Source organism: Phytobacter sp. MRY16-398 (genome assembly GCF_003925915.1).
Classification (GTDB): Bacteria; Pseudomonadota; Gammaproteobacteria; order Enterobacterales; family Enterobacteriaceae; genus Phytobacter; species Phytobacter diazotrophicus.
The window spans coordinates 4,505,680-4,520,308 of sequence record NZ_AP018756.1 but is presented as its reverse complement, the minus strand read 5'-3'; the positions used below and the strand labels follow the sequence as shown (position 1 = coordinate 4,520,308).

Sequence of the window (14,629 nt, the reverse complement as noted above, 5' to 3'; positions counted from 1 at the left end):
CTCTCTCCTCGGGTTAACGTGTCAGGCGCGCCAGCACCCGCTCAATATTATCCAGCGCCTCGCGACAGCGGCGCAGCCTGCCTTCAAATGCGGTGATTTCTTTATGTAATTGCTGCTGTTCGGCGAAAGTTTCGACCTTTGCCAGACGCGTTTCCCGCTCACGTTTCATCGCCATCAGACGTTGTTCGAATTCCTGATGTTGCAGTCGCTTACGCTGCCATTTTTGAATGCCGGGCGCGGAATTATCCCACTCACGCAGCGACCATGAGGCCGATTCGCGACTCAGGGCGGCAATCTGTGCCCCAAGGTGCTCTGCAAGCCATGCCACCTGCTCGATTTGCTGTGCGTCGACGGCATGGCGAAGCGCGCTCAGACTGTGCCGGGCTTCTTGCAGGCAGGCATCCATTGTGGTGCTACGTGTGCGGAACAGATGACGATCAAAACGTGGGCTCACCGTGGCGTGCTTTGCCTGAGGAGCGATTTGTCGCGCCAGCTCGTCCAGCTTTTGTTCCAGAGCCTGTAAAAGCAACGCGCTTCTCACGATTATCTCCCCTGTAAATGACGCCGACTATGCTACATTAGCCGCTCATCAATGATAATGATTCGCACTATGCAACGGACTATTTTAATCATCATTGGCTGGCTGGCGGTAGTGCTGGGTACTCTCGGCGTCGTTTTGCCATTGCTGCCGACCACGCCGTTTATTCTGCTGGCCGCCTGGTGCTTTGCGCGCTCGTCGCCCCGTTTTCATCAGTGGTTATTGTACCGTTCCTGGTTTGGTGGCTATTTGCGTCACTGGCAAACCTATAAAGCGATGCCGCCTGGCGCCAAACCCCGGGCCATCGCCGTGATAGTGGTCACGTTCGCCATTTCGCTGTGGATGGTGAAGATTATATGGGTGCGATTGCTGCTGCTGGTTATTTTGTCTTGCCTGCTGATTTTTATGTGGCGACTGCCCGTGATTGACGCAAAGCAACAAAAACCATAAAGCTCACCGATGGAAGTTGCAATTGTCGCGTTCTGCCAGTAAATTCGAGCGTTTTCGAGCACAGGCGCGACTGGTTAAATGTTAACCGCAGGTTACATGCGAAACCTCAGTGTGCGCCGTGAGTAACACCGTTTCTATCAGGCAAAAATCCATGACAGCGACTGCGCAGCAGCTTGAATTTCTCAAAAACAGCATCAAAAGCATTCAGGATTATCCGAAGCCGGGCATCCTGTTCCGTGATGTCACCAGTTTGCTGGAAGACCCGAAAGCGTACGCTCTCAGCATTGAACTGCTGGTTGAACGCTACAAAGACGCCGGGATCACGAAAGTAGTAGGTACAGAAGCGCGTGGCTTCCTGTTCGGCGCACCGGTTGCGTTAGGCCTGGGTGTTGGCTTTGTACCGGTACGTAAACCGCGTAAACTGCCGCGTGAAACCATCGCGGAAAGCTACGAACTGGAATACGGTACCGATCAGCTGGAGATCCACATCGATGCGATCCAGGCTGGCGATAAAGTCCTTGTGGTTGACGATCTGCTGGCGACCGGCGGCACCATCGAAGCAACCGTAAAACTGATCCGCCGTTTGGGTGGCGAAGTGACCGATGCAGCATTCATCATTAACCTGTTCGATCTGGGCGGTGAACAACGTCTGGAAAAACAGGGGCTGACCTGCTTTAGTCTGGTGCCATTCCCGGGGCATTAATTATCAGACTGCTTTATTTGTCATTTTAGCGCCGGGCAGTGCTCGTAATCCTCACGTACTCCGTGTACGTTCCGGTTACAGTGCGCTGTCCGTCACTAAGAGACAACCTCGCTGATTAAGTGAGGTTGTGATAGCATTCCCCCCTATTAATCCACCTCCAGCGTTTCAGAGCCTGCCAATGAGTTATCAGGTCTTAGCCCGTAAATGGCGACCCCAAACTTTTGCTGACGTCGTCGGCCAGGAGCATGTGCTGACCGCACTGGCGAACGGCTTATCCTCAGGACGCATCCATCATGCCTACCTGTTTTCCGGTACGCGTGGCGTCGGTAAAACCTCTATTGCCCGACTGCTGGCAAAAGGGCTGAATTGCGAAACAGGTGTCACGGCGACGCCTTGCGGCGTGTGCGATAGCTGTCGGGAAATCGAACAGGGGCGCTTTGTTGACTTAATCGAAATTGATGCGGCATCCCGCACCAAGGTCGAAGATACCCGTGACCTGCTGGATAACGTGCAGTACGCCCCCGCGCGCGGCCGTTTCAAGGTCTACCTTATTGACGAAGTGCACATGCTCTCGCGCCACAGCTTTAACGCCCTGTTGAAGACGCTTGAAGAGCCGCCTGAGCACGTCAAATTCTTGCTGGCGACGACCGATCCGCAAAAATTGCCGGTGACGATTCTGTCGCGTTGTCTGCAGTTTCATCTTAAAGCGCTGGACGTTGATCAAATCCGTCAGCAGCTTGAACACATTCTTGATGCCGAAAGTATTCCCCACGAATTGCGTGCGCTCCAGTTGCTGGCCCGCGCCGCAGACGGCAGCCTGCGCGATGCGCTGAGCCTTACCGATCAGGCAATTGCCAGCGGTGATGGGCAACTGACTGCGCAAGTTGTCAGCACGATGCTCGGGACGCTCAATGACGACCAGGCGCTGGCGCTGATTGAAGCGCTTGTGGCTGCTGACGGCGAACGGACGATGGCGCTGGTAAATGAGGCTGCCTCCCGTGGTGTAGAATGGGAAGCCCTGCTGGTGGAGATGCAAACGCTGATGCACCGCATCGCCATGGTTCAGCTCAGCCCTGCGGCGCTCGGCAGCGATATGGCACCCATTGAACAACGCATGCGGGAACTGGCGCGCATAGTGCCACCGGGCGATGTGCAGCTCTACTACCAGACGCTGCTCATTGGCCGCAAAGAGTTGCCGTATGCGCCGGACAGACGTATGGGTATGGAGATGACCCTACTGCGTGCGCTGGCGTTTCATCCGCGTGAGCCATTAACGGTGCCGGATGCGCCCCAGGCTTCTTTCGCGCCAGCCGCGCCTGCTGCGGTGTTGAATTCGGCGCAGGTTCCGGTGCAGGCGGCGCCATCGCAGCCGCAACAGCAGCCGCAACATGATGTCGCTCTGCCCGATGCCACCAGCCAGGTGCTGGCGGCCCGTCGCCAATTGCAGCGCGCTCAGGGAGCGGACAAAACAAAAAAGAGTGAACCGGCAGCCGCAGTCCGCGCGCGGCCGGTGAACAATAGCGCGCTGGAGAGACTGGCGTCAGTCACCGAGCGCGTGCAGTCGCGCCCGGCATCTTCTTCACATGAAGAGGCTGCGGTAAAAAAAGAGGCCTACCGCTGGAAAGCGACAACTGTCACCGAAGAGGTGAAAGAGACGGTAGCCACGCCGAAGGCGCTAAAAAAAGCGCTTGAGCACGAAAAAACGCCGGAGTTGTCGAAGAAACTGGCCGAAGAGTCGCTTGAGCGTGATGCCTGGGCGGCGGAAATCAGCCAACTCACCCTGCCAAAACTGGTTGAACAGGTGGCGCTCAACGCCTGGAAAGAGCAGGATGAGAGCCGAATTTGCCTGCATTTACGTTCTGCTCAGCGGCACCTGAATTCGCCGTCTGCGCAAAAAACGCTGGCGGACGCGCTTTCGGCATTACATGGCAACACGGTTGAATTGACTATCATTGAAGATGATAATCCGGCGGTGCGCACGCCATTGGAATGGCGTCAGGCCATATATGAAGAGAAACTTGCGCAGGCGCGCGAGGCGATTATTACGGATAACAACATTCAGACACTGCAACGCTTCTTCGATGCGGATCTGGATGAAGAGAGTATTCGTCCCATTTGATGGTAAGCTGGCTTGCTGTCAACCTTAACTATGACTTACTGAGAGAAGAGCCTATGTTTGGTGGAAAAGGCGGTCTGGGTAACCTGATGAAACAGGCCCAGCAGATGCAAGAAAAAATGCAGCAGATGCAGGAAGAAATCGCAAAGCTGGAAGTGACCGGTGAGTCTGGTGCTGGCCTGGTGAAAGTGACTATTAACGGTGCGCATAACTGCCGTCGCGTAGAGATCGATCCGAGCCTGCTGGAAGACGATAAAGACATGCTGGAAGATCTGGTGGCTGCGGCGTTCAACGACGCTGCGCGCCGCATTGAAGAAACCCAGAAAGAGAAAATGGCTTCTGTTTCCTCCGGTATGCAACTGCCGCCGGGCTTCAAGATGCCGTTCTGATGCAGACCAGTCCGCTGTTAACGCAGCTTATGGAAGCGTTGCGCTGCCTGCCGGGCGTTGGCCCGAAATCGGCGCAGCGCATGGCGTTTACGCTATTGCAACGTGACCGCAGCGGTGGAATGCGCCTGGCGCAGGCATTGACCCGCGCCATGTCGGAAATCGGCCATTGCGCCGATTGCCGCACCTTTACCGAGCAGGAGATCTGCAATATTTGCAGCAATCCGCGCCGTCAGGAAAATGGTCAAATCTGTGTGGTGGAGAGTCCTGCGGATATCTACGCCATTGAGCAGACCGGCCAGTTTTCCGGACGCTATTTCGTGTTGATGGGCCACCTGTCGCCGCTCGATGGTATCGGGCCGGACGATATTGGCCTCGATCGACTGGAGCAGCGTCTGCAGGCGGAATCGATGCGAGAGGTGATTCTCGCCACCAACCCGACGGTAGAAGGTGAGGCAACCGCCAACTATATTGCCGAGCTTTGCGCGCAATATGGAGTGGAAGCCAGTCGTATTGCTCACGGCGTTCCCGTTGGCGGTGAGCTGGAAATGGTTGACGGCACCACGCTGTCCCATTCGCTTGCGGGTCGCCACAAGATTAAATTCTGACCAAACGGAGGCTGCGACACGTGGCCTCCGCTTGAAAAAATCCTTCTCAATCCCCATCTCACCCTCATCATTTCAATAGCCTGTACATTCGCGGCGCGAAGAATGACGGCTATTACTTTTTAATGGCATTGTTGAGGTCGACTTACATGAAAGGACAAGAAACCCGCGGTTTCCAGTCAGAAGTAAAACAGCTTCTGCACCTGATGATCCATTCCCTGTATTCCAATAAAGAAATCTTCCTGCGTGAGCTTATCTCCAACGCCTCGGATGCGGCGGACAAACTGCGTTTTCGCGCGTTGTCCAAACCGGATCTGTACGAAGGGGATGGCGAACTGCGTGTGCGCGTCTCGTTTAATAAAGACAATCGCACACTGACCATTGCCGATAACGGTATCGGGATGAGCCGCGACGAGGTCATTGAGAACCTCGGTACGATTGCCAAGTCTGGCACCAAAGCATTTCTGGAATCGATGGGCTCCGATCAGGCGAAAGACAGCCAGTTGATTGGTCAGTTTGGGGTGGGCTTCTACTCTGCGTTCATCGTTGCCGATAAAGTCACCGTGCGCACCCGTGCTGCGGGCGAAAGTGCTGATAATGGCGTGTTCTGGGAATCTGCTGGCGAAGGTGAATATACCGTTGCCGACATCAATAAACCGGAGCGTGGTACTGAAATCACGCTGCATCTGCGCGAAGGCGAAGATGATTTCCTGAACGACTGGCGTGTGCGCTCGATCATCAGCAAATATTCCGATCATATTGCGCTGCCGGTGGAAATTGAGAAGCAGGAAGAGGTCGACGGCGAAACCGTGGTCTCCTGGGAAAAAATCAACAAAGCACAGGCGCTGTGGACCCGCAGCAAGTCGGAAATCAGCGACGACGAATATAAAGAGTTCTACAAACATATCGCTCATGACTTTACCGACCCGCTGGCCTGGAGCCATAACCGCGTGGAAGGCAAGCAAGAGTATACCAGCCTGCTGTTTATCCCTTCGCAGGCGCCATGGGATATGTGGAACCGCGACCATAAGCATGGCCTGAAACTGTACGTACAGCGCGTCTTTATCATGGACGACGCCGAACAGTTTATGCCGAACTACCTGCGCTTCGTGCGCGGTCTGATAGATTCCAACGATCTGCCGCTGAACGTTTCCCGCGAAATTCTGCAGGACAGCACCGTTACCCGTAATCTGCGTAATGCGCTGACCAAACGCGCCCTGCAGATGCTCGATAAGCTGGCCAAAGATGATGCGGAAAAATACCAAAGCTTCTGGAAACAGTTCGGCCTGGCGCTAAAAGAAGGCCCGGCAGAAGACAATGCCAACCAGGAAGCGATCGCCAAACTGCTGCGTTTTGCTTCTACCCACACGGACTCTTCCGAACAGACCGTATCGCTGGAGGATTACCTCTCGCGCATGAAAGAAGGGCAGGAGAAAATCTACTTCATCACTGCCGACAGCTACGCGGCGGCGAAGAGCAGCCCGCATCTGGAACTGCTGCGTAAGAAAGGTATCGAAGTTCTGCTGCTCTCCGATCGTATCGACGAGTGGATGATGAGCTATCTGACCGAGTTCAGCGGTAAGCCGTTCCAGTCGGTCTCTAAAGCTGACGAGTCGCTGGATAAACTGGCTGATGAAGTGGACGAAACCACCAAAGAAGCAGAAAAAGCGCTGGAGCCGTTTGTTGAGCGCGTTAAAACCCTGCTGGGCGACCGCGTGAAAGAGGTACGCCTGACGCATCGTCTGACCGATACCCCGGCGATAGTCACCACCGATAACGACGAAATGAGCACGCAGATGGCGAAATTGTTTGCCGCTGCGGGCCAGAGCGTGCCGGAAGTGAAGTACATCTTTGAACTGAACCCGGATCATCCGCTGGTGAAACGCACCGCCGATACTCAGGACGAGACGAAGTTTGGCGAATGGGTCGAACTGCTGTTGGATCAGGCGCTGTTCGCTGAACGCGGCACGCTGGAAGATCCCAACCTCTTTATTAAGCGTTTGAATACCTTGTTAATGTCGTAAATTCACCGTTATCCTCTCCCCGCAGGGGAGAGGATATGGCACAGCGCACTTTTTTCTCCTTCGTTCCCCCGGAAGAGGACTGTTGTGGGGAGGATTGCCGCATTTTTTAAACATTCTTTCCCACTAACCGTTTCAGCCCCGTAGCCTTCCTTGAGCCATACTCATTCTGGTGGTATCGTTTAGCGCTTTTTTGAAAAATTGAATCGACATTTGAGGGGATTTCCGCAATGCGTATTATTCTGCTTGGCGCTCCAGGCGCGGGTAAAGGAACTCAGGCACAGTTCATTATGGAGAAATACGGTATTCCGCAAATCTCCACGGGCGATATGCTCCGCGCCGCTGTGAAATCTGGCAGCGAACTGGGCAAGCAAGCAAAAGACATCATGGATGCCGGTAAACTGGTGACTGACGAACTGGTTATCGCCCTGGTGAAAGAGCGTATTGCACAGGAAGACTGCCGCAATGGTTTCCTGCTCGATGGCTTCCCACGCACCATCCCGCAGGCTGATGCAATGAAAGAAGCCGGTATCAAAGTCGATTACGTCCTGGAATTTGACGTACCGGACGAGCTGATCGTTGACCGTATCGTAGGTCGTCGCGTACACGCCGCTTCTGGCCGTGTTTACCACGTTAAATTCAATCCGCCGAAAGTGGAAGGTAAAGACGACGTGACCGGCGAAGAGCTGACCACCCGTAAAGATGACCAGGAAGAAACCGTCCGTAAGCGTCTGGTGGAATACCATCAGATGACTGCGCCGTTGATCGGTTACTACTCCAAAGAAGCGCAGGCGGGTAACACCAAATACGCGAAAGTTGACGGCACCAAAGCCGTGGCTGACGTGCGCGCAGAGCTGGAAAAAATCCTCGGCTAATCGCCTCTATCCCCGGTGTTCGCCGGGGATAATCTTCCAATCGCTGTGATTGGTTTCGTTTACGCGCTTTTCAGTTACAATCATTAGCCAGTTCAATGGTTAAGAGGCGCGAATGAGTCAGACGAAAGCAGGTATTCTGCTGGCCAATCTTGGTACCCCCGAAGCACCCACTCCCGATGCCGTTAAGCGCTATCTGCGGCAATTCTTAAGCGACCAGCGCGTCGTCGATACGTCCCGTTTATTGTGGTGGCCTTTGCTGCGTGGCGTCATTCTGCCTATTCGCTCTCCGCGCGTCGCAAAGCTCTATCAATCCGTGTGGATGGAAGAGGGCTCGCCGCTGATGGTCTACAGCCGCAGACAGCAAGCCGCGCTGGCCGCACGTCTTCCTGATGTCCCCGTTGCGCTGGGAATGAGTTACGGTTCGCCGTCGCTGGCGAGCGCGGTGGAGGAACTCCAGTCACAAGGCGTTGAACATATCGTCGTGCTGCCACTCTATCCGCAATACTCCTGTTCAACGGTGGCGGCGGTATGGGACGAACTCGCGCGTATCCTTGCCCCAAAACGCCATATTCCCGGTATCTCGTTTATTCGCGACTATGCGGATGATCCCGCTTATATCAACGCGCTGGCGAATAGCGTGCGTGCCTCATTTGCCCGCCATGGCGAACCCGACTTGCTGCTGCTCTCTTATCACGGCATTCCGCAACGCTATGCGGATCAAGGTGATGATTACCCGCAGCGCTGCCGGGATACCACACGTGAGCTGGTTTCAGCCCTTGAACTGCCGCCAGAAAAAGTGATGATGACCTTCCAGTCGCGCTTTGGTCGCGAGCCCTGGCTAACGCCCTACACCGATGAGACCATGAAAATGCTCGGTGAGAAGGGCGTAAAACATATTCAGGTTATGAGCCCGGGTTTTGCCGCCGATTGCCTTGAGACTCTCGAAGAGATCGCCGTGCAGAACCGTGAGTTTTTCCTCGAAGCGGGCGGCGAGAAATATGAATATATTCCTGCACTTAATGATTCCCCGGATCATATCGAGATGATGGTCAGTCTCACGGAGAAATATCGCTAACGGTTGTTTTCGCAGAAAAATCGTGCGCCATCGCGTAGCGCACGATCTGCGGCCTCCATCATTCGTGAGTAATGCAGAAACGCGTGCAGCGTTCCCGGATACATTTGATACCGGCAATGCGCGTTATGTTCCCGAATGATCGCGTAGAGGGTTTTGCTGTCATCTATTAAGGGATCATATTCGGCACTGGCGATAAAACAGGGAGGGACTGCCTGCGTCAGGTCGTTGTTAAAGATGCAGTAGTAAGGTGATTCGCGATCCTGTTCATCGCGCAGATAAGCCTGATCGTAACTTTGCAAATCTTTCCGGGTTAAACCATCCCAGGTGCCGCCATAGAGCCGGCGGCTACGTGAATCCTGTAAACCATAGAGGCCGTAATAGAGCAGCAGCGCTGTCATTTGCCCGCAGTCAATGTTGTGATCACGTATCCATAATGCGGTTGCCATCGCCAGCATGGCGCCAGCAGAGTCTCCTGCGAGACCGAAACGCTGCATATTCAGGTTAAAGGTGTGAGCGTGTTGCGCATAAAACTGGCATACCGCTACGGCTTCCTCTATGGCTTGTGGAAATCGCGCCTCAGGTGAAAGCGTGTAATCGATCCCGACCACCGTACACTGTGTATAGTGCGCCAGCAGTCGCATGATACGATCGTGCGTGTCGAGGTTTCCCAGCACAAAACCCCCACCGTGAAGATAAAAGAGCGTCGCCTGACTCTCTGGTTTTGGCGAAGCGTAAATGCGCGTACGAACAGTGCCATAGCGCGTGGGGACGTCAACGTCTTTAGTCGGTATGTCTGGCCCTCCGGCGTTCCAGTAGCGCCGTTCTTCGTTATAGGCCCGGCGCTGGGTGGGATAATCATTGCCGTCTGGTTCGGGCTGTGGGTTTTCCTGTTGAAAGTGTAATACTTGCTGCATTTCAGCAGAGATACGCTCAAGGACGCGTATTTTATTCCCTTTATCCATGGTGTCCTCCGGTAAATAATCCTTCATTGTAAGGGGCAAGGTGACCTGAACCGGGATCTGCGTAGCCGATATTGAACATGTATACGGTGTAATGCCGATCGCCAGGCGCGGGGAATGTGCTACCATTCTTCGCCCAATCCTCACCCGTAACGATGACCATGAAATTTCCCGGTAAACGTAAATCCAAACACTATTTTCCCGTTAACGCCCGCGATCCGTTATTGCAGCAAATTCAGCCAGAGAATGAAGTCAGCGCCTCCTGGGTGGTGGGTATTGACCAGACGCTGGTGGATATCGAAGCGAAAGTGGATGATGCGTTTATCGCCCGTTACGGTCTGAGCGCGGGTCACTCTCTGGTCATTGCAGACGATGTGGCCGAGGCGCTATATCAGGAACTGGTGCGCGAAAACCTGATTACCCATCAGTTTGCGGGCGGCACCATTGGCAATACCATGCACAACTACTCGGTACTGGCGGATGACCGCTCGGTCTTACTGGGGGTGATGTGCAACAATATTGAGATTGGCAGCTACGCCTATCGTTACCTGTGCAATACCTCAAGCCGTACCGACCTGAACTATCTGCAAGGCGTAGACGGTGCAATAGGCCGCTGTTTTACCCTGATCAGCGAGTCGGGCGAGCGTACGTTCGCTATTAGCCCCGGTCATATGAATCGATTGCGTCCTGAAAGTATTCCTGAATCGGTCATCGCTGGTGCTTCTGCCCTGGTACTGACCTCTTACCTGGTGCGGTGTAATCCGGGTGAACCGATGCCGGAAGCTACCATGCAGGCCGTGGCTTACGCCAAAAAGCATAACGTGCCGGTGGTGCTGACGCTCGGCACGAAATATGTGATTGCTGATAACCCGCAGTGGTGGCAGAACTTCCTGAAAGAGCATGTCTCCATTCTGGCGATGAATGAAGAAGAGGCGCAGGCGTTGACCGGAGAAAGCGATCCGCTGCTGGCCTCGGATAAGGCGCTGGATTGGGTCGATCTGGTGCTTTGCACCGCAGGTCCGGTGGGGCTGTATATGGCCGGCTTTACCGAAGATGAAGCGAAACGCAAGACGCAGCATCCTTTATTGCCAGGGGCGATTGCTGAGTTTAATCAGTATGAATTTAGCCGCGCGATGCGCCATAAAGATTGCCAGCAGCCGCTGCGCATTTATTCGCATATTGCCCCGTACATGGGCGGCCCGGAAAAAATCATGAATACCAACGGGGCGGGAGATGGCGCGCTGGCGGCATTGTTGCATGATATCACCGCCAACAATTACCACCGTATCAATGTGCCAAATTCCAGTAAGCACCAGTTTACCTGGCTGACTTACTCGTCGCTGGCGCAGGTCTGTAAATATGCCAACCGTGTGAGCTATCAGGTATTGAACCAGCATGCGCCGCGTTTGTCCCGCGGGCTGCCGGAGCGTGAAGACAGCCTGGAAGAGTCGTACTGGTCACGGTAGTTCTGTGCGAAGCCTTTTAATGGCTTCCCGGATGGCGCTGGCGCTTATCCGGGTTACCATTCGGAGGTGCGTGCGGGCTACGGTTTTCGCCCTTTCCCTGGGGGAGAGGGCGGGGTGAGGGCATCAGGCGGCCAGGCCTTTACCCGGTCATCGCTTCAACAACGGGGGGCTTCTCAATCAACGTCAGCATGGTGTTCGCAATCTCTCGCTCGCCCATCACCACCTGGTTTGCGCCACGTTCGACAATGTATTCCACCTCGTCGTCATAATGGGCGCGGGCGATAATCTCAATATTCGGACACTTCTCGCGCGCCGTTGCGACAATCTCGCCCGCTTCATAGCCGTTCGGAATCGTCAGCAGCAACCAGCGGGCGCAATCCAGATGCGCGAGATTCATGATCTCCTCGTTGGCCGCATTCCCCAGCACGGCACGAATGCCACGCTCGCGCAGTTCATCCACGCGGGTGCGCGATGTCTCAATGACCACCAGAGGGATCCCCTGGGCCATCAGCTTCTCGCCTAACAGGCTGCCGACACGACCAAAACCCACCAGCAGCGCGTGATTGCAAATATCCACCGGGATCTGCTTCTCGTCCTCAATGGCTTCTTCGAGGGTTTGCTCTTCCAGCGTTTCGGTTTTATCGAGGTATTTTTCTAGCAGCGTGAACAGCACCGGGTTCAGCATAATGGAGAGAATTGCCCCTGCCAGCACCAGGTTTTGCCCTGCCTGCGGCAGTAAATCCAGCGCCATACCCAGCCCGGCGAGGATAAAAGCAAATTCACCAATTTGCGCCAGACTGGCGGCGATAGTCAGGGCCGTACGCGGCGAGTGACCAAACAGGCGAACAAGGAAAAAAGCGGCAACCGATTTACCGAAAATGATAATTGCCAGCGTGGCCAGCACCGCCAGTGGTTGATTAATCAGTACCATGGGGTCAAACAGCATGCCCACGGAAACAAAGAAGAGCACTGCGAAGGCATCACGCAGCGGCAGGGTATCGTGTGCGGCGCGGTGGCTCAGTTCGGATTCATTCAATACCATCCCGGCGAAAAATGCACCCAGTGCGAAGGAGACATCAAAAAGCTCGACAGCCCCGAAAGCGATACCGAGCGCCAGTGCCAGAACCGAAAGGGTAAAAAGTTCGCGAGAACCTGTTGCCGCGCTGCGCGCCATAATCCACGGCACCAGGCGGCGGCCCACCAGCATCATAATGGCGATAAAGGCGACCACTTTACCGATGGTTATTCCCATATCGACGGCGAGCGTCGCCAGCCCCACGTTGCCTTTTTCCACCATTCCGGCAACGGCGGGTAACAGAACCAGCGTCAGGACCATCACCAGGTCTTCGACAATCAACCAGCCGATGGCGATTTGCCCGCGCTGGCTATCAATTAACTGTCGTTCCTCAAGCGCACGTAGCAGCACCACGGTACTGGCGGTGGAAAGACACAGCCCAAACACTATGCCGGTCATCAGCGACCAGCCTAATGTTGCGGAGAGCGCCATACCCAGGAGCGTGGCGACGGCAATTTGCGCTATCGCTCCGGGAATGGCGATGGACTTTACCGCCATCAGATCCTTTAAAGAGAAATGCAGCCCCACGCCAAACATCAGCAGGATCACGCCCAGCTCCGCCAGTTCCGGCGCCAGCTTGGTATCGGCGACAAAACCTGGCGTAAAAGGTCCGGCCAGCACACCCGCTAACAGATAACCCACCAGAGGAGAAATTCGAAGTTTATTGGCAAGCATGCCGAGGATAAAAGCGAGAACAAGCCCGCCGACAATGGTGGTGATAAGCGGTGTGGCGTGATGCATTCCGTCTCCTTTCGTTGATGCGTGGATCCATTTTGGTTTATTAACCAAAACCCAGGTTACAGTTTATGACAATTTTAAGCATCGTGTTCATGAATAATCGTTGAATTCTGAAGAAAATGGCACGTTGGGCGAAATTAAACGGCAACCCGGCCATAGAGAGCAGAGATCCCGTTGTAAGTGCATGTTTGCCTGATAAGTATGAGGCCAAAGCCAGGCTTTGGCCGGAGGGAAATCACGCTTTATGGCGATTATCGGGCAGGAATATGGTCAATATCCCCAATAAGGGCAGGTAAGCACAGATTTTATAGACCAGATCGATACTGGTATGGTCGGCAACGACCCCAAGTACTGCCGCTCCAAGCCCACCCATACCGAAGGCAAAACCAAAAAACAGCCCGGAAACCATACCGATACGTCCTGGAAGCAGCTCCTGAGCGTACACCAGGATGGCGGAAAACGCGGATGCCAGCACAAAACCAATGATCACCGTCAATACACCCGTCCAGAACAAGGTTGCGTAGGGTAAAAGCAGGGTAAAAGGCGCAACACCAAGGATAGAGCCCCAAATCACATATTTTCGCCCGATCTTATCGCCGACAGGCCCGCCAATCACCGTGCCCGCCGCAACGGCGAACAAGAAAATAAACAGGTGAATCTGCGCATTCTGGACGGATAAATCGAACTTATGCATCAGATAAAAGGTGAAATAGCTGCTGATGCTCGCCATATAGAAATATTTCGAGAAAATCAGCACTAAGAGGATGCACACTGCCAGAACCACTTTATTGCGCTGCAGTGGATTGATTACCGTCGCCGCTTTTTTCCCTTTGTTGACCCGGTGCTGTGCGGCATACCAGCGGCTCACCTGCGCCAGTACCACGATAGCCAGCAGCGCCGCGAGCACGAACCAGGCGACGTTACCTTTGCCGTAAGGGGCAATGATAATGGCCGCCAGCAGAGGGCCAAGCGAGCTACCGAAATTCCCGCCTACCTGAAAGATAGATTGTGCCAGCCCGTGACGTCCGCCAGAGGCCATACGCGCCACGCGAGAGGATTCCGGATGGAACACCGACGATCCCGTGCCCACAAGTGCGGCGGCAATCAGCACCGTTTCAAAACTGCCTGACAGCGCCAGCAGAACCAGGCCGCTGAGGGTAAAGCACATGCCGACAGGAAGCGACCAGGGCATCGGATGCTTATCCGTCCAGTAACCGACAACCGGCTGTAGCAATGATGACGAAAGCTGAAAAGTCAGGGTTATCATCCCAATCTGTAAAAATGAGAGAGAAAACTCATTTTGTAGCAGCGGGTAAATCGCCAGAATCAGCGACTGGATCATGTCGTTAAGCAGATGGGAAACGCTAATCGCACCAAGGATGCCAAAGGCGGTGCGCGCCTTAGGGACTGCCCCGGAAGACGGGGTCAGTGGCTGAGGAGTTTCACTGATTGCCATAAATACTCTGTCAGGTTGAGCGATGTAAGAATTGTCAGAACTGAAATAGTTATCTGGCTAACATACCTGCGGATAAGGTTTGAAGGAAGTCGCAATTCTGAAAACTTATTTGTCTATTCTTTCAGAGCACAGTACTTTTGCGGTTGTTAATGAATCAGGGAGAGAA

At 54.4% G+C, this 14,629-nt stretch carries 13 protein-coding genes and 1 other annotated feature; of the genes, 9 read left to right on the top strand and 4 right to left on the bottom strand.

Annotated elements, in window-relative coordinates; genetic code table 11:
* Window positions 1–13: 13 nt before the first annotated feature.
* Window positions 14–541: a primosomal replication protein N'' gene (priC, locus tag MRY16398_RS22215; RefSeq protein WP_041852460.1), complete on the bottom strand. Its 528-nt coding sequence runs from the start codon at window positions 539–541 to the stop codon at window positions 14–16.
* A 69-nt stretch (window positions 542–610) separates the two neighbouring features.
* Between priC and MRY16398_RS22210 the strand changes: the two genes are divergently transcribed.
* From MRY16398_RS22210 to hemH, 8 genes are all read left to right on the top strand, one after another.
* Complete coding sequence (locus MRY16398_RS22210; protein WP_125125200.1) at window positions 611–988, top strand: DUF454 family protein; 378 nt, start codon at window positions 611–613, stop codon at window positions 986–988.
* 151 nt (window positions 989–1,139) lie between these two features.
* Window positions 1,140–1,691, top strand: a complete 552-nt coding sequence (gene apt, locus MRY16398_RS22205; RefSeq protein ID WP_047371543.1) for an adenine phosphoribosyltransferase — start codon at window positions 1,140–1,142, stop codon at window positions 1,689–1,691.
* A gap of 178 nt (window positions 1,692–1,869) precedes the next feature.
* The gene (gene dnaX, locus MRY16398_RS22200) at window positions 1,870–3,810 is read left to right on the top strand and encodes a DNA polymerase III subunit gamma/tau (RefSeq protein ID WP_125125199.1); all 1,941 of its coding nucleotides are present in this window, start codon (window positions 1,870–1,872) and stop codon (window positions 3,808–3,810) included.
* Window positions 3,143–3,207 (top strand) — a sequence feature (DnaX frameshifting element). (Overlaps the previous gene by 65 nt.)
* 53 nt (window positions 3,811–3,863) lie before the next feature.
* Entirely contained in the window at window positions 3,864–4,196 is a 333-nt protein-coding gene (locus MRY16398_RS22195) for a YbaB/EbfC family nucleoid-associated protein (RefSeq protein ID WP_041852682.1), read from the top strand.
* The gene (gene recR, locus MRY16398_RS22190) at window positions 4,196–4,801 is read left to right on the top strand and encodes a recombination mediator RecR (RefSeq protein WP_071195813.1); all 606 of its coding nucleotides are present in this window, start codon (window positions 4,196–4,198) and stop codon (window positions 4,799–4,801) included. The genes MRY16398_RS22195 and recR overlap by 1 nt, the downstream gene beginning before the upstream one ends.
* 146 nt (window positions 4,802–4,947) lie before the next feature.
* A complete protein-coding gene (gene htpG / locus MRY16398_RS22185; RefSeq protein WP_041852455.1) occupies window positions 4,948–6,822 on the top strand; it encodes a molecular chaperone HtpG in 1,875 nt (624 codons plus the stop codon).
* A gap of 227 nt (window positions 6,823–7,049) precedes the next feature.
* Window positions 7,050–7,694 (top strand): adenylate kinase, encoded by a 645-nt coding sequence (adk, locus tag MRY16398_RS22180; RefSeq protein WP_041852454.1) that lies wholly within the window; start codon window positions 7,050–7,052, stop codon window positions 7,692–7,694.
* 112 nt (window positions 7,695–7,806) lie between these two features.
* Window positions 7,807–8,769: a ferrochelatase gene (gene hemH / locus MRY16398_RS22175; protein WP_125125198.1), complete on the top strand. Its 963-nt coding sequence runs from the start codon at window positions 7,807–7,809 to the stop codon at window positions 8,767–8,769.
* Here hemH and aes read toward each other — a convergent pair.
* Window positions 8,766–9,731, bottom strand: coding sequence for an acetyl esterase (gene aes, locus MRY16398_RS22170; protein WP_125125197.1), 966 nt, complete (start codon window positions 9,729–9,731; stop codon window positions 8,766–8,768). The genes hemH and aes overlap by 4 nt on opposite strands.
* Before the next feature lie 158 nt (window positions 9,732–9,889).
* Here aes and MRY16398_RS22165 point away from each other — a divergent pair, with 158 nt between their 5' ends.
* Window positions 9,890–11,194: an inosine/guanosine kinase gene (locus MRY16398_RS22165; RefSeq protein WP_125125718.1), complete on the top strand. Its 1,305-nt coding sequence runs from the start codon at window positions 9,890–9,892 to the stop codon at window positions 11,192–11,194.
* Between the two features lie 139 nt (window positions 11,195–11,333).
* Here MRY16398_RS22165 and ybaL read toward each other — a convergent pair whose 3' ends face one another.
* Together ybaL and MRY16398_RS22155 are read right to left on the bottom strand one after the other, a co-directional pair.
* Complete coding sequence (gene ybaL, locus MRY16398_RS22160; RefSeq protein ID WP_041852451.1) at window positions 11,334–13,010, bottom strand: YbaL family putative K(+) efflux transporter; 1,677 nt, start codon at window positions 13,008–13,010, stop codon at window positions 11,334–11,336.
* Window positions 13,011–13,242: 232 nt separating this feature from the next.
* Window positions 13,243–14,463, bottom strand: a complete 1,221-nt coding sequence (locus MRY16398_RS22155) for an MFS transporter (protein ID WP_125125196.1) — start codon at window positions 14,461–14,463, stop codon at window positions 13,243–13,245.
* Between the last annotated feature and the right edge of the window lie 166 nt (window positions 14,464–14,629).

Coding starts and splice junctions, on each gene's coding strand:
- MRY16398_RS22155 (WP_125125196.1), bottom strand. CDS start 14,463: ATGGCAATCAGTGAAACTCCTCAGCCACTGACCCCGTCTTCCGGGGCA.
- MRY16398_RS22165 (WP_125125718.1), top strand. CDS start 9,890: ATGAAATTTCCCGGTAAACGTAAATCCAAACACTATTTTCCCGTTAAC.
- MRY16398_RS22210 (WP_125125200.1), top strand. CDS start 611: ATGCAACGGACTATTTTAATCATCATTGGCTGGCTGGCGGTAGTGCTG.
- aes (WP_125125197.1), bottom strand. CDS start 9,731: ATGGATAAAGGGAATAAAATACGCGTCCTTGAGCGTATCTCTGCTGAA.
- dnaX (WP_125125199.1), top strand. CDS start 1,870: ATGAGTTATCAGGTCTTAGCCCGTAAATGGCGACCCCAAACTTTTGCT.
- MRY16398_RS22195 (WP_041852682.1), top strand. CDS start 3,864: ATGTTTGGTGGAAAAGGCGGTCTGGGTAACCTGATGAAACAGGCCCAG.
- ybaL (WP_041852451.1), bottom strand. CDS start 13,010: ATGCATCACGCCACACCGCTTATCACCACCATTGTCGGCGGGCTTGTT.
- adk (WP_041852454.1), top strand. CDS start 7,050: ATGCGTATTATTCTGCTTGGCGCTCCAGGCGCGGGTAAAGGAACTCAG.
- recR (WP_071195813.1), top strand. CDS start 4,196: ATGCAGACCAGTCCGCTGTTAACGCAGCTTATGGAAGCGTTGCGCTGC.
- apt (WP_047371543.1), top strand. CDS start 1,140: ATGACAGCGACTGCGCAGCAGCTTGAATTTCTCAAAAACAGCATCAAA.
- hemH (WP_125125198.1), top strand. CDS start 7,807: ATGAGTCAGACGAAAGCAGGTATTCTGCTGGCCAATCTTGGTACCCCC.
- htpG (WP_041852455.1), top strand. CDS start 4,948: ATGAAAGGACAAGAAACCCGCGGTTTCCAGTCAGAAGTAAAACAGCTT.